Genomic DNA, 12650 nt, shown 5'->3' with positions numbered 1-12650 from the left:
CAGGTTTACATTAGCTGAAATTGCCTTGAATTGACTCCAGCCGGTCCTAACTCCCGTATAAGTATTGCTGGCTTGTTCTTGAACATTGTTCGAAAATGTAGCCAGCCCGGAGGAGTGAGAATGTCCGATTGGCAGCGATCCGGTCTTTGTCTGTGCCGCAGTGACGAACTGGCTGGCGCGGGGTTTTGTCAGCGTAGCGAAGCCCGGCAGTGGAGCTGGGGTGTTGGGGCAAATCGCAGGGCGAGCGGTGGGGCTGATGTTCTTATCCTTGAGACCTGCCGGCAGGCATTGAAGCAGCGTTTAAAGGCGGCGCGGGCGCAGGTCTTGATACTATATGATGAATCGGGAGCCGGCGATGTCACCACGGCAGAAGCCTGCGCAGGAGAGATCTGGACGCAGGCGGTCGAGGTCTGTGCGCTGGAGCATATTGGTCACGTGGAGGTTCTGCTGGCGCTGGCGATGGGATTTGACCGTGTGTTGCTCCAGCAATCGTCGGCTTTGGACACTGCTGCTGTGCAAGCTCAGGAAATCGAGTTGGCGCGGGCGATGGGGGGCGGCAGTCGGCTGGATATCTTCGCTTCGGCCAAACAGCTTTGTAGTGGCTTGGCAGCGGCCTCCAAGATGGCTGGTCGCTGGAGAACGTCACCGCCTGCTATAGTGGCCAGCCGTCAGGGCACCGCGCGGGCCTGTGCCGCGGTTTTGATGACTGAGGGTTATGGGGCGACCCCATTGCCGGTGGATGCGCCCTATGGAACACTGCAGCTGGATGTTTCTGCCTGCACCAAGTGTCAGAGCTGCGTGTGGCTATGCCCCACCGATGCCCTGTCTCTCGGCGACCGCACCAGTGATCTGTTGTTTGTGGAAAGCCACTGCATCCAGTGTGGCATGTGCCGGTCCATTTGCCCCGAAAATGCGCTGCAGCTGGAACCCAGGATACTGTCGTCACCCGATGCGGATACGCGAAAATCCCTGCATCAGGCTGCGCCTTTATATTGCCTGTCTTGTGGCGATCCCGTTACTGGTTCGCGGGTGATGGATCGACTTCTGACGCGGTTTTTAGGGAGCGGGCTGAGGCCTGCTTCACCAGTTAGGCAGCGGTCGGCCCGGCTCTGTCGCACTTGCCGTGCCCGCGAGTCTCAGCAGGCTCGCAACCGACTGCTGGCCAAGGCTGAACTGATGCATTCAGAGCCAAGACGCGGCCGGTGACAATCGGGATGTTATTCAGGACTGTTCGAGAAATCCGCCATAAAGCCCGTGTTTGAAGATCAGCCCCTTGCCGGGACGGGTGGTGACGCGGTGAACGGCCCCAATCACGATCGAATGGTCGCCGCCGGGATGGCAGCCGAAATGGCGGCATTCAAAACGGGCGATGCAGCCGGAGAGGGTCGGGGTTCCCTCGTCATTGGGCTGCCAGTCCACGGTGTCAAAGTCTTCGCCGTTGAGGGCAAAATGCCGTGCCAGCTCCAATTGATCCTCGGCCACCACATGAACTGCGAAACGGTCTGCGCTGACAAAGGCGTCGTGGCGAAGCGAGCGTTTTGCGGGGCACCACAACAGCAGGGCGGGATCCATTGACACCGAGGTGAAGCTATTGACGGTAATCGCCAAGGGCCCACGGCTGGTCAGTGTGGTGACAATCGTCACCCCCGTACCAAAACACCCCAGCGCATTGCGAAAGGCCCGAGTTGTCTCTGGTCCGGGAGTAAAGCTGGTTTCGGACATCTGCTGTGACCCTTAGTGATCTCTGCTGCCGAACTGACATGGGGCAGGGGTATTGTCCACTGGAATGCGCAGATTGTTCATGGGCCCCAGAAAGACTGGGGCCGCATAAGATCAGCGCATAGCATCAGCAGCCAGCGCCGCCATTGCAGTGGCGATGGTGGGGATTTCCCCCATCGCATCGACAGATTTCAGCACGCCTTTGTCGCCGTAATAGGCAATCAGCGGTGCGGTCTGCGCGTGATAGGCCTCCAGGCGGGCGCCAACGGTCTCGGCATTATCATCGGCGCGGCGTTTCATATCTGTGGCGCCGCATTTGTCGCAGATCCCGTCCCGGGCCGGAGCCTTGAAGCTGTCATGATAGCCCTCACCGCAGCTGCCACAGGTAAAGCGGCCTGATATGCGCTGTACCATCGCGGCGTCATCGACGTTGAGGCTGATGGCTGTGTTGATCTGCTGTTTGGACTCGGCCAGCAGATCATCCAGCGCTTCGGCCTGGACCGTGGTCCGCGGGAAGCCATCCAGAATGACCCCATTGGCGCAATCAGGCGCGGCCAGACGATCCCTGAGGATGTCGATGACGATCTGGTCGCTGACCAATTCGCCGGCTTCCATCACCGCCTTTGCCGCTTTGCCTGCTTCGGTGCCGGCACCGACGGCGGCGCGCAGTAAGTCACCCGTTGACAGTTGCACCAGGCCGAACCGTTCTTCCAGCATACGGGCCTGGGTGCCCTTGCCGGCCCCGGGTGGTCCCAGCAATATCAGAACTGCCGGGGTGATAAGTGTGTCGGCTTCCATGCTCATCCCCTTATTTCCCGGTCCGGTTGGCGATCAGGTCGTCAACCACCGAAGGATCCGCCAGGGTTGAGATGTCGCCAAGGCTGCCAAAGTCGTTCTCGGCGATTTTGCGCAAAATACGGCGCATGATCTTGCCCGAGCGCGTTTTCGGCAGGCCGGGGGCCCATTGGATCACATCGGGGCTGGCGATTGGGCCAATCTCGGTGCGCACCCAGGTCCGCAGTTCTTTGAGCAGAGCGTCGCTGGGCTCGGCGTCGTTCATCAGGGTGACATAGCAGTAGATGCCCTGACCCTTGATCGGATGCGGATAGCCAACCACCGCCGCCTCGGCGACAGCAACATGGGCGACCAGCGCGCTTTCGACTTCTGCGGTGCCCATACGGTGGCCAGAGACGTTGATCACATCATCGACGCGACCGGTGATCCAATAGTCGCCATCGCCGTCGCGTTTGCAGCCATCCCCGGTAAAGTAGTAGCCTTTGTAATCCGAGAAATAGGTCTTTTGGAACCGCTCGTGATCGCCCCAGATGGTGCGCATCTGACCCGGCCAGCTGTCTTTGATGCACAGAACACCATCAACATCATTGCCGTTGATTTCAACGCCGGACGTCGGATCCAGCACCACCGGCTGAATGCCAAAGAACGGCTTCATCGCCGATCCGGGTTTCATCGCGTGGGCGCCGGGCAGCGGGGTCATCAGGTGGCCGCCGGTCTCGGTCTGCCACCAGGTGTCGACAATCGGGCATCTGCCCTGGCCGATCACATCATTGTACCAGTTCCAGGCCTCGGGGTTGATTGGCTCCCCCACGGTGCCCAGAATGCGCAGGCTGGAGAGGTCGCATTTCTCGACCCATTCGTTGCCCTGTCCCATCAGAGCGCGCAGGGCGGTGGGGGCGGTGTAGAACTGGTTGACCTTGTGCTTTTCGCAGACCTGCCAGAACCGGCTGGCATCGGGGTATGTGGGCACCCCTTCGAACATCAGCGTGGTGGCGCCATTGGCCAGCGGGCCGTAGACGATATAGCTGTGTCCGGTGACCCAGCCAACGTCGGCCGTACACCAAAAGATATCGCCATCATGGTAGTCAAAGGTGATCTCATGGGTCATCGCGGCGTAGACCAGATAGCCACCGGTGGTGTGAACCACACCTTTGGGCTGACCGGTTGAGCCCGAGGTATAGAGAATGAACAGTGGATCTTCGGCGTTCATCTCGGCTGGGACACAGGTGGCTGAGGCCTCGGCCGCCAGGGCGTTGTAATCATAGTCGCGGCCGTCGATCCAGGTGGTCTGGCCACCAGTGTGCTTGACCACCAAGCATTTCACATCCTCCTTGCAATGCAACAGGGCGGCATCGGCGTTGGATTTGAGCGGTGTCTTGCGACCCCCGCGTGGCGCGTGGTCAGCGGTAATGACAACCTTGGCGCCGCAGCCATTGACCCGTGCGGCCAATGCATCGGGGCTGAAACCGGCGAATACGATCGAGTGGATGGCACCAATGCGGGCACAGGCCAGCATGGCATAAGCCGCCTCGGGGATCATCGGCATATAGATGATCACCCGGTCGCCCTTGGCAACACCCATCGAGGCCAGAACATTGGCCATTTTACAAACCGAGCTGTGCAGTTCGTTGTAAGTGATGTTGCGGGCCGGCTCATCCGGGTTGTCGGCCTCAAAAATGATCGCGGTCTGATCGCCGCGGGTGGCTAGGTGGCGGTCGATGCAATTGGCGCTGACGTTCAATGTGCCATCAGCGTACCAGTTGATCGAAACCTCGCCCAAATTGAAATTGACGTCCTTTACCTGGGTAAAGGGTTTGATCCAATCAACGCGTTTGCCCTGCGCGCCCCAGAAGGCATCCGGATCGGCCAAAGACGCAGTGTACATCTGATCGTATTCGGCGGCATTCACATGCGCATGGGCAATGGTTTCGGCCGACGGCGGATACACGGGGCTCTCGTTCTGCGTGGTCATCCTGGGTCCCTCCCTCTTAATGTTCTCAGCTTGGCACAGCACAGCCCTAGGGCAGTTCTGTCAAACCGGTTTATTCCTCGTCGATGATCATAGAGCAGGTTGAAAATATGTGAATAAGCGACGGGAAAATAACGATTTGCTTGTAAACGATTTTCCGATGACCCCAGCAATCAGTAAACTTGATACAGTAAGGGGCTGGGATATCATTGAATTGAAAGGATTTTGTTGTCACTGATGCCTGTGGTTGAAGCCAATCTGCCATTTTGCCAAGGGCTGCGAAAGTCAATTTTGATGCAGAGTATAGATGTGACATTTAGTGGCAACCTGGAGGATTAGGCGACTCCGGCCGCTTTCTTGCAGTGTCGGCAAGCGGAATTTCAAACCTTTTCCCCGCCTGATAATAGCGGCGTGATCTTGTGGCGCGCAGGGCTTGGCAGCGGCAGGTCTTATCGCTAGTTTGGCCGATAAGTGCCTCGTATCAAGGGTGCAAATAGGGAGAGAAATTATGACCAAGATGTTGACCGCGGCCCTGATGGCCACAGCGGGATTTGCCATTGTCTCGGAAGCTGCCGCCACGGAGTGGAATGTCTCTGTCTGGGGTAAGCGCCGCGCCTTTACCGAACATGTTGAACGTCTGGCTGAACTGGTCAGCGAAAAGACCAATGGCGATTTCACGCTGAATATCTCCTACGGTGGGCTGTCCAAGAACAAAGAAAACCTGGACGGAATTTCCATTGGTGCCTTTGAGATGGCACAGTTCTGTGCGGGCTATCACCGCGACAAGAACCCAACCATCACCGTGCTGGAACTGCCATTCCTGGGGGTGAATACGCTGGAAGAAGAAGTCGCCGTTGCCAATGCGGTCTATGCGCATCCGGCCGTTCAGGCTGATCTGGCCCGCTGGAACGCCAAGCTGCTGATGACCTCGCCCATGCCGCAGTACAATCTGGTTGGCACAGGTGATCCGCGCGCGACACTGGACTCGTTCAAGGATATGCGGGTTCGGGCCACCGGTGGTATCGGCAAGGCCTTTGCCGCTGTTGGTGCGGTGCCAACATCCGTGACCGCAACCGAAGCCTATAACGCGATGGAATCCGGTGTTGTTGATACTGTGGCCTTTGCTCAGCATGCGCATTTGTCCTATGGCACCATCAACCGCGCCGATTGGTGGACTGCAAACCTGAACCCGGGCACCGTGAACTGCCCGGTGGTGGTCAATACTGATGCCTATGATGCGCTCAGCGATGGTGAGCGTGAGGCGCTGGACAGCTCGGTCGATGAGGCGATTTCGCACTACCTCGCCAACTATGGCGAGCTCTTGGCCAAGTGGGATGAAGTGCTGGACGAAAAGGGTGTGCATAAGGTTGAGTTTTCCGAAGCACAGCTGGCCGAGTTCCGCACCGTGGCAGCCGATCCAATTCGCGAACAGTGGATTTCGGACATGACGGCGCAGGGTATTCCCGCACAAGAGCTGTATGACCTGCTGATGGACACTCTGGCTGACACCCGCAAGTAAGCCGGCGATATGTGATTGGGGCCGGGCAGCATTGCCCGGCCCATTTTGATTTCAATATATAGACGAGGATCTGTTCCATGGCGACAAGCGCTGCGGTTTTAGAAGATGGCAGTCTGATCAGCCGGTTGGATGGTCAGTTGCTGAAGTTAGAGCAGCTGCTGGCGCTGGTCAGCGGCTTGGCAGTGTTTTCATTGATGGTGCTGGCGGTGGTTTCGGTGGGCGGGCGCAATGCGTTTAACGCGCCTTTGCCGGGCTATGTTGACTGGATTGAACAAGCGATGCCGCTGATTGCTTTTATGGGGATTTCCTATGTGCAGCGCGACGGTGGCCATATCCGCATGGATATTCTGGTCGCAGCCCTGAAGGGGCGCGCCCTGTGGCTGTTCGAGCTGATCTCGGTGCTGCTGATCCTGCTGCTGATGCTGGCGCTGGTCTGGGGCAGCTACTCGCATTTCAGCCGCTCGTTTGATTTCGCCGCACCGCTGTGGAGCCGGGACAGCTCGATCGATATCAGCCTGCCGATCTGGCCTGCCAAACTGCTGGTGCCGGTGGCATTTTCGGTGCTGTGCCTGCGACTGGTGTTGCAGGCCTGGGGCTATGGGCGCGCACTGGTTCTGGGGCTGAGACACCCGGTGGCGGTGCCACTGGTGCAAAGCGCGGCGGCGCAGGCGGCAGCAGAAGCAGACCAGCTGAGCGGGGCCGACACCGGCGCCGTCAACAGCGGCACAGAAGACTAAGGGGCAGGAACATGGAACCAATCGAAATTGGCCTTTGGGTCACCGGCTTTATGCTGGTTATGGTGGTGGCTGGAATGCGGGTGGCCTTTGCCGCTGCAATGGCCGGCCTTGTTGGACTGGTGTGGATTTTCTGGGCCAAGTTTGGCTATGCACCGGATAAATTCCTCAAAGCCCTGACCGTTTCGGTCAAGGTGGCAGGGCAGGTGCCGCACTCAAAGGTCTCAAGCCAGGCGTTGAGCCTGATCCCGACCTTTATCCTGATCGGTTATCTGGCCTATTATGCCGGCCTGACCAAGGCGCTGTTTGAGGCCGCCAAGCGTTGGATCGCCTGGTTGCCCGGCGGGCTGGCGGTGGCGACGGTGTTTGCCACGGCGGGCTTTGCCGCGGTCTCTGGCGCCTCGGTGGCCACCTCGGCTGTCTTTGCCCGCATTGCCATCCCGGAAATGCTGGCGCTTGGTTACAACAAGCAGTTCGCCGCCGGTGTTGTCGCTGCGGCTGGCACCCTGGCCTCGCTGATCCCGCCTTCGGCGATTCTGGTGATCTATGCGATCATCGTGGAACAGGACGTGGGCAAGCTGCTGCTGGCCGGGTTCATTCCCGGTGCTTTTAGTGCTGTGGTCTATGTGATGCTGATCGTTGGCATCGCGGTGGTGTTCAAAAATGTCGGTCCGCCAGTGACCGGCTATACTTGGCGCCAGCGGTTTGAATCTCTGCCTGCCGCCATGCCAATCATCTTTGTCGTCGTGATCATCATTTGCTTTGTCTACAATCCTTTCGGAGACCAGGCTTGGGGCACCCCGACCGAAGGCGGCGCACTGGGGGCATTTGTTGTGTTCTGCATGGCGATCTACAACGGCATGAAATGGGAGCAGTTGAAATCTGCACTGCTGGAAACCGCCAAGCTGACGGTGATGATTTTCACTATCATCTGGGGCGTGCTTATCTATGTGCGCTTCCTGGGCTTTGCTGATCTGCCTGGGGCGTTCTCGGACTGGATCACCAGCCTGGATATGGCGCCGATGGTGATCCTGATCTGCATTTTGCTGGCCTATGCAGTGTTGGGCATGTTCATGGATGCCATTGGCATGCTGTTGCTGACGCTGCCTGTTGTCTACCCGGCGGTGATGGCGCTGAATGGTGGCGAGAGCGTTGCCGCTGCTGACAGTGCCTTTGGCATGAGTGGCACCATGTGCGCGATCTGGTTTGGCATCCTGGTGGTGAAAATGGCCGAGTTCTGCCTGATCACCCCGCCAATCGGGTTGAACTGCTTTGTGGTGGCAGGGGTGCGCGATGATCTGACGGTACAGGACGTGTTCCGCGGCGTGATGCCGTTTTTCATTGCCGACGGGGTGACCATCGCCCTGCTAGTGGCTTTTCCGGGTATCGTTTTGTACCTGCCGTCACTGGTTGGCTAAACTGGTCGGCTAAGATCCATAGGCCAAGGGGAGGACCGCAATGTGGTTTTCCCCAGGCTGCGACTGTGCTATAGACGCACTGCTCACACGGTGTGAGCGCCGGTCGCAGCCAACCCGGCTTATAAAACATGGATCTGAAAATGAAGACACTCGTTATCTGCTCAGGCGGACTCGATTCGGTTTCGCTTGCCCATAAGGTGGCCGCGGAACAGGAATTGGTCGGCCTGATTTCTTTCGACTATGGACAGCGTCACAAAAAGGAGCTCAGATTTGCCGAACGGGCAGCTGATCGGCTGGAGGTGCCGTTTGAGCTGATTGACATGCGCCACATTGGCCAGTTTCTCAGCGGCTCTGCGCTGACCGATGATGTGGATGTGCCAGACGGCCACTACGCCGAAGACAGCATGAAGGTGACGGTGGTGCCCAATCGAAATGCGATCATGCTGGCCATTGCCTTTGGCGTTGCCGCCGCCAAGCAGGCCGATGCCGTTGCCGCAGCGGTGCATGGCGGCGATCACTTTATCTACCCGGACTGCCGCCCCGATTTTATCGACGCATTTCAGGTGATGCAGGACCGGGCGCTGGATGGCTATGCCTCGGTCAAGCTGTATACGCCTTTTGTGCATGTGCCAAAATCCGCGATTGTGACCGAGGGCGCCAGACACCACACCCCGTTCGCCGATACCTGGTCCTGTTACAAAGGCGGTGACTTGCATTGTGGCCGCTGTGGCACCTGTGTGGAACGCCGCGAGGCCTTTGATCTGGCGGGGATCAGCGATCCAACTGATTATGCCGATCGCGACTATTGGAAATCTGTAGTGGAGGCGTCCTGATGTTCCGCATCACCAAAGAGTTCCATTTTTCCGCCAGTCACCAGCTGTGCAACTTGCCGGATGACCACCCCTGCGCGCGGCTGCATGGGCATAATTATATCGTCGAGGTCGAGCTGAGTGCTGCGACATTGGACCGCAACGGTTTTGTGTTGGATTACCGCGAGTTAAAGCCGCTAAAGACCTGGATCGACGACGGATTGGACCATCGCCATCTCAATGTTGTGTTTGGCCATGACGGGATCACCTCGGAATTCCTGGCCAGGGAAATCTTTGATTTCTGCAAGAAACACTGGCCACAGACCAGCGCCGTGCGAATCAGCGAGACCCCCAAGACCTGGGCCGAGTACAGACCATGAGTGCGCTGCGTATCGCGGAAATATTTGGCCCAACCATTCAGGGCGAGGGCGCGGTGATCGGGGTTCCGACCGTCTTTGTGCGGGCCGGGGGCTGTGACTACCGGTGCAGCTGGTGTGACAGCCTGCATGCGGTGGACAGTGCCTATCGTCATGACTGGTCACGGATGACTGCGGCGGCCATCCTGACGCGGGTCGAGGAGCTCTCAGGCGGGGTACCGTTGACGGTGTCGCTGTCCGGCGGCAACCCGGCGATCCAGAACTTTGCGCCGCTGATCTCCCTGGGCAAGGCGCGGGGATATGGTTTTGCCATGGAGACCCAGGGCTCGGTTGCGCAGGACTGGTTCAGCGCGCTGTCGATGCTGATCCTCAGCCCCAAGCCGCCATCCTCGGGGGAAACGGTGGACTGGGCCAGGTTTGAGGATTGTCTGGCGCGGGCCGGGCAGGTGCAGACGGTGATGAAAATCGTGGTCTTTGACGATGTGGATTATGCCTGGGCGCGAGCGGTCGCGCGGCGCTACCCGGATCTGCCGCTCTATCTGCAACCGGGCAATCATACCCCACCACCGCCAGACGCCGACGACGCCGAGATCGACCTGGACGGCATCATGAGCCGTTATCAATGGCTGATCGACAAAGCCCTGGGCGATCGCTGGTACGACCCCACCATTCTGCCGCAGCTGCATGTGCTTGTTTGGGGCAACAAACGCGGCGTGTGACAAAAAGGCGGGCCGCCTGGTAGGGATGACTGACCGGGAATAGGGCGCGCCGTGACCAAAGGATATGACAAATGGCAAACGAAGACATCTATGCAAACCTGACCCAACTTGGCGGCGCGACCAAGCTGCCGAACTCGCCCGAAGAGGCGGTGCTGGAACGGGTGCCGAACCCTCAGGCTGGCACTAACTATGCGGTCCGCTTTACCGCCCCCGAGTTCACGTCGCTGTGCCCAATGACCGGGCAACCGGATTTTGCGCATATCGTGCTGGATTACGTGCCTGGTGACTGGCTGGTCGAAAGCAAATCGCTGAAACTTTTCCTTGGGTCGTTCCGCAATCACGGTGCCTTTCACGAGGATTGCACGGTTACCATCGGCAAGCGACTGGTGGAGGTGCTGCAGCCGCAATGGCTGAGGGTCGGCGGCTATTGGTATCCGCGCGGCGGAATTCCGATTGATATCTTTTATCAAACCGGAGAGCAGCCTGTGGGGGTGTGGATTCCTGATCAGGGTGTTCCGACCTATCGTGGCCGGGGGTAATGAAATGCTGGCTGATCCTGTGATCGCCGACCCAGCGATCTCTGAGGGGCGCGTGTTCTACACGCGCCTCATTTGCTGAGAGGGGGATTTAGCTGATGCCGCTGTTCTGGCAGCAATCGGCCGAAAGCTAAAGCTTATGTTGGGTTCACCGCGATTAATCTTTCCTCGCGCGGCAGTAGGCAGCGCAGCGCCTTGAGGCAGCGATAGTGGTTGTTCTGGATCACCGCCTCCGTCGCCTCGGCCAGTGAGGTGCGGCTGTCGGGGTCGGTGAAGACCTGGCTCAGGTCTTCGATGCGGCGCAGCATCGGCAACCGATCCTCCTGCGGATCGATGTCGCCGGTCAGGACCAGCTGGGCGGCGTAACAGACCCGACGCACCGGAGTGTTGGCGTCCTCGGGGTGGATTGCATCGCGCAGGCGCAGGATATTGGCGTCCGGCGTTACGATCGACAACCGGCTGCGCCGGTCGCCGTTTTCAATCACCGCGCCATTGACCAGAACGCGTTCTTTGGGGGCAAGTTTAAGGACAAGTCCGCTCATTTCATGGGGCTCCGCTTCGTAGGCCACGCATAATGGCCGTGTTGATTTCAACCAGAGGTGTGACGCCGGCTTTGCGGGCCAGCACTTTACTGGTGTGTTGTCGCGTGAACTCGGTCAGATAGGTGAGATGGTCCTTCAGCTCCAACGGCAGCTGGTTGTTGGGGCTGGCAATATCGGCCATGAAAATGGACCACAGCTTGCGATTGTCGGTGAGGGCAGCTGCCAGAGTGTTGAACCCGTCGGGGCCCTTGTTTGCGGCTGCAACCAGCCGGTGAGTCACCCGCGCAATGGCGTCGTACTCAAGGTTTTTAAGGGTGCGGGTCGGGGCTTTTGCCGCCGAATAGGCTTGCTTCGCATGTCTGAGCGCGTTCACGTCAATTCCTTACGTAGTATCTTCAGATTCTCTGAGATGGGAAGCCGGGGCGCGGTGACGCCCCGGCTCAGAGTTCTTAGCGGAACAGTGTCATCAGTGTTTCTGGCGCGCTATTGGCAATCGACAGCGATTGCACCGCCAGTTGCTGCTGGGTTTGCAGGGCTTTCAATCGCGCCGAGGCCTCTTCCATGTCGGTATCGGTCATCGCGCTGACACCCATTTTCATGGAATCGGTCAGCTTGGAGACAAATTCGCCCTGGTCCTTCAGGCGGGCGCTGTCGGACCCCAGTTGCGCCGCGCCGGTAATGGCCTTTTCCAGGAAGAGCTCGATGTCAATCATGGCTTGGGCCGCTTCAGTGGAATCGGAAATTGTCTGCATGCCGGTAAGATCAATGTCGGCTTCAAAATCAACCGTATCAATGAGAATTTTAGTGCCTGTGGGCGTACCGGTTGCGCCGATACGGTCAAGCGAGGCCAGAACACCCAGTTGAGTGGTGGAATTGCCGTCGATGTCAGATGCTAGCAGGTTGGCGCCGTTGAACTGGGCCGCAGAAATAATCGCAGCAACCTGAGCGGACTTCTTGTCAATGTCGAGCTGAATTTTGTCGTGATCGACGTTCTCGGACTGAGCGGAAACAATCAGCTCTTTGATTTCGATCAGTTTATCCACGATCTGTTCGGCGCCGGCAGAGGCCACGGCGACAGTCGCTTCGCCAATGGCCAGGCTTTCCGAGATCGCGTTGAAGCCTGCAATGTCAGATTCCATGGTTTTGGAAATGGCCCAGACGGCGGCGTTGTCTTTGGCGGCCCCAACCTGTTTCCCGGTCGAAATCTCGTTTTGCGCATCGGTCAGGTTGTTGTTCACGGATTGCAGAGTTTGCAGGGCAACCATTGCGCCACTGTTGGTCAAAATGCTGGTCATATTCTGTTCCTTGATCTGCCAGGATTTTACCCAGCGTATTCGGCCCTGACGGGCATGGCTTCTCATGTCGTTTCTGACAGTTGTGGTCGGCCGGAGGCAGTCGTGCTGCCCGGTCCGATATGCAAGCAGACATTGGCGCAACAGGTGCTAAAGGAGTGCTAATGGCAGGAATTGCATAGATAGAATTTTCCCTAAAATGGAGATATCTGCCGGACCTG

14 protein-coding genes are annotated in these 12650 nt (G+C 58.4%); 8 read left to right on the top strand and 6 right to left on the bottom strand.

Annotation, left to right across the window (positions count from 1 at the left end):
- Nucleotides 1-120 precede the first annotated feature (120 nt).
- Nucleotides 121-1206, top strand: a complete 1086-nt coding sequence (locus QPJ95_RS22750) for a 4Fe-4S dicluster domain-containing protein (protein ID WP_270919599.1) — start codon at nt 121-123, stop codon at nt 1204-1206.
- Nucleotides 1207-1221: 15 nt separating this feature from the next.
- Here QPJ95_RS22750 and QPJ95_RS22745 read toward each other — a convergent pair whose 3' ends face one another.
- The 3 genes from QPJ95_RS22745 to acs all read right to left on the bottom strand — a co-directional run bounded on the left by QPJ95_RS22745 (nt 1222) and on the right by acs (nt 4486).
- A complete protein-coding gene (locus QPJ95_RS22745; protein ID WP_270919598.1) occupies nt 1222-1722 on the bottom strand; it encodes a flavin reductase family protein in 501 nt (166 codons plus the stop codon).
- A 111-nt stretch (nt 1723-1833) separates the two neighbouring features.
- Nucleotides 1834-2517 (bottom strand): adenylate kinase, encoded by a 684-nt coding sequence (locus QPJ95_RS22740; protein ID WP_270919597.1) that lies wholly within the window; start codon nt 2515-2517, stop codon nt 1834-1836.
- Nucleotides 2518-2527: 10 nt separating this feature from the next.
- Nucleotides 2528-4486, bottom strand: a complete 1959-nt coding sequence (gene acs / locus QPJ95_RS22735; RefSeq protein ID WP_270919596.1) for an acetate--CoA ligase — start codon at nt 4484-4486, stop codon at nt 2528-2530.
- 505 nt (nt 4487-4991) lie between these two features.
- Between acs and QPJ95_RS22730 the strand changes: the two genes are divergently transcribed.
- From QPJ95_RS22730 to queF, 7 genes are all read left to right on the top strand, one after another.
- Nucleotides 4992-6002, top strand: a complete 1011-nt coding sequence (locus tag QPJ95_RS22730) for a C4-dicarboxylate TRAP transporter substrate-binding protein (RefSeq protein WP_270919595.1) — start codon at nt 4992-4994, stop codon at nt 6000-6002.
- A gap of 77 nt (nt 6003-6079) precedes the next feature.
- A complete protein-coding gene (locus QPJ95_RS22725) occupies nt 6080-6739 on the top strand; it encodes a TRAP transporter small permease subunit (protein WP_270919594.1) in 660 nt (219 codons plus the stop codon).
- 11 nt (nt 6740-6750) lie between these two features.
- On the top strand, nt 6751-8154 hold the full coding sequence (locus QPJ95_RS22720; protein ID WP_270919593.1) for a TRAP transporter large permease: 1404 nt from the start codon (nt 6751-6753) through the stop codon (nt 8152-8154).
- 140 nt (nt 8155-8294) lie between these two features.
- Complete coding sequence (gene queC / locus QPJ95_RS22715) at nt 8295-8987, top strand: 7-cyano-7-deazaguanine synthase QueC (RefSeq protein WP_270919592.1); 693 nt, start codon at nt 8295-8297, stop codon at nt 8985-8987.
- Nucleotides 8987-9343, top strand: coding sequence for a 6-pyruvoyl trahydropterin synthase family protein (locus QPJ95_RS22710; RefSeq protein ID WP_270919591.1), 357 nt, complete (start codon nt 8987-8989; stop codon nt 9341-9343). The genes queC and QPJ95_RS22710 overlap by 1 nt, the downstream gene beginning before the upstream one ends.
- A complete protein-coding gene (gene queE, locus QPJ95_RS22705; protein WP_270919590.1) occupies nt 9340-10059 on the top strand; it encodes a 7-carboxy-7-deazaguanine synthase QueE in 720 nt (239 codons plus the stop codon). The genes QPJ95_RS22710 and queE overlap by 4 nt, the downstream gene beginning before the upstream one ends.
- Nucleotides 10060-10130: 71 nt before the next feature.
- Entirely contained in the window at nt 10131-10598 is a 468-nt protein-coding gene (gene queF, locus QPJ95_RS22700; protein WP_270919589.1) for a preQ(1) synthase, read from the top strand.
- A 134-nt stretch (nt 10599-10732) separates the two neighbouring features.
- Here queF and flbT read toward each other — a convergent pair whose 3' ends face one another.
- From flbT to QPJ95_RS22685, 3 genes are all read right to left on the bottom strand, one after another.
- Nucleotides 10733-11137 carry a flagellar biosynthesis repressor FlbT gene (gene flbT, locus QPJ95_RS22695; RefSeq protein WP_286018224.1) on the bottom strand — a complete coding sequence of 135 codons (405 nt, stop codon included), beginning with the start codon at nt 11135-11137 and terminating at the stop codon, nt 10733-10735.
- A gap of 1 nt (nt 11138) precedes the next feature.
- A complete protein-coding gene (gene flaF / locus QPJ95_RS22690; protein ID WP_286018223.1) occupies nt 11139-11510 on the bottom strand; it encodes a flagellar biosynthesis regulator FlaF in 372 nt (123 codons plus the stop codon).
- Between the two features lie 76 nt (nt 11511-11586).
- Complete coding sequence (locus tag QPJ95_RS22685; protein WP_286018222.1) at nt 11587-12432, bottom strand: flagellin N-terminal helical domain-containing protein; 846 nt, start codon at nt 12430-12432, stop codon at nt 11587-11589.
- Nucleotides 12433-12650: the final 218 nt, after the last annotated feature.

The sequence above is a fragment of the Parasedimentitalea psychrophila genome (assembly GCF_030285785.1).
Taxonomy (GTDB): domain Bacteria; phylum Pseudomonadota; class Alphaproteobacteria; order Rhodobacterales; family Rhodobacteraceae; genus Parasedimentitalea; species Parasedimentitalea psychrophila.
The sequence above is the reverse complement of the archived record's forward strand: the minus strand, read 5'-3'. Positions and strand labels throughout refer to the sequence as shown.

What these genes read in the sequence shown, in the direction of transcription:
- QPJ95_RS22750 (WP_270919599.1), top strand. Translation starts at nt 121, where the DNA reads ATGTCCGATTGGCAGCGATCCGGTCTTTGTCTGTGCCGCAGTGACGAA.
- QPJ95_RS22745 (WP_270919598.1), bottom strand. Translation starts at nt 1,722, where the DNA reads ATGTCCGAAACCAGCTTTACTCCCGGACCAGAGACAACTCGGGCCTTT.
- QPJ95_RS22740 (WP_270919597.1), bottom strand. Translation starts at nt 2,517, where the DNA reads ATGGAAGCCGACACACTTATCACCCCGGCAGTTCTGATATTGCTGGGA.
- acs (WP_270919596.1), bottom strand. Translation starts at nt 4,486, where the DNA reads ATGACCACGCAGAACGAGAGCCCCGTGTATCCGCCGTCGGCCGAAACC.
- QPJ95_RS22730 (WP_270919595.1), top strand. Translation starts at nt 4,992, where the DNA reads ATGACCAAGATGTTGACCGCGGCCCTGATGGCCACAGCGGGATTTGCC.
- QPJ95_RS22725 (WP_270919594.1), top strand. Translation starts at nt 6,080, where the DNA reads ATGGCGACAAGCGCTGCGGTTTTAGAAGATGGCAGTCTGATCAGCCGG.
- QPJ95_RS22720 (WP_270919593.1), top strand. Translation starts at nt 6,751, where the DNA reads ATGGAACCAATCGAAATTGGCCTTTGGGTCACCGGCTTTATGCTGGTT.
- queC (WP_270919592.1), top strand. Translation starts at nt 8,295, where the DNA reads ATGAAGACACTCGTTATCTGCTCAGGCGGACTCGATTCGGTTTCGCTT.
- QPJ95_RS22710 (WP_270919591.1), top strand. Translation starts at nt 8,987, where the DNA reads ATGTTCCGCATCACCAAAGAGTTCCATTTTTCCGCCAGTCACCAGCTG.
- queE (WP_270919590.1), top strand. Translation starts at nt 9,340, where the DNA reads ATGAGTGCGCTGCGTATCGCGGAAATATTTGGCCCAACCATTCAGGGC.
- queF (WP_270919589.1), top strand. Translation starts at nt 10,131, where the DNA reads ATGGCAAACGAAGACATCTATGCAAACCTGACCCAACTTGGCGGCGCG.
- flbT (WP_286018224.1), bottom strand. Translation starts at nt 11,137, where the DNA reads ATGAGCGGACTTGTCCTTAAACTTGCCCCCAAAGAACGCGTTCTGGTC.
- QPJ95_RS22685 (WP_286018222.1), bottom strand. Translation starts at nt 12,432, where the DNA reads ATGACCAGCATTTTGACCAACAGTGGCGCAATGGTTGCCCTGCAAACT.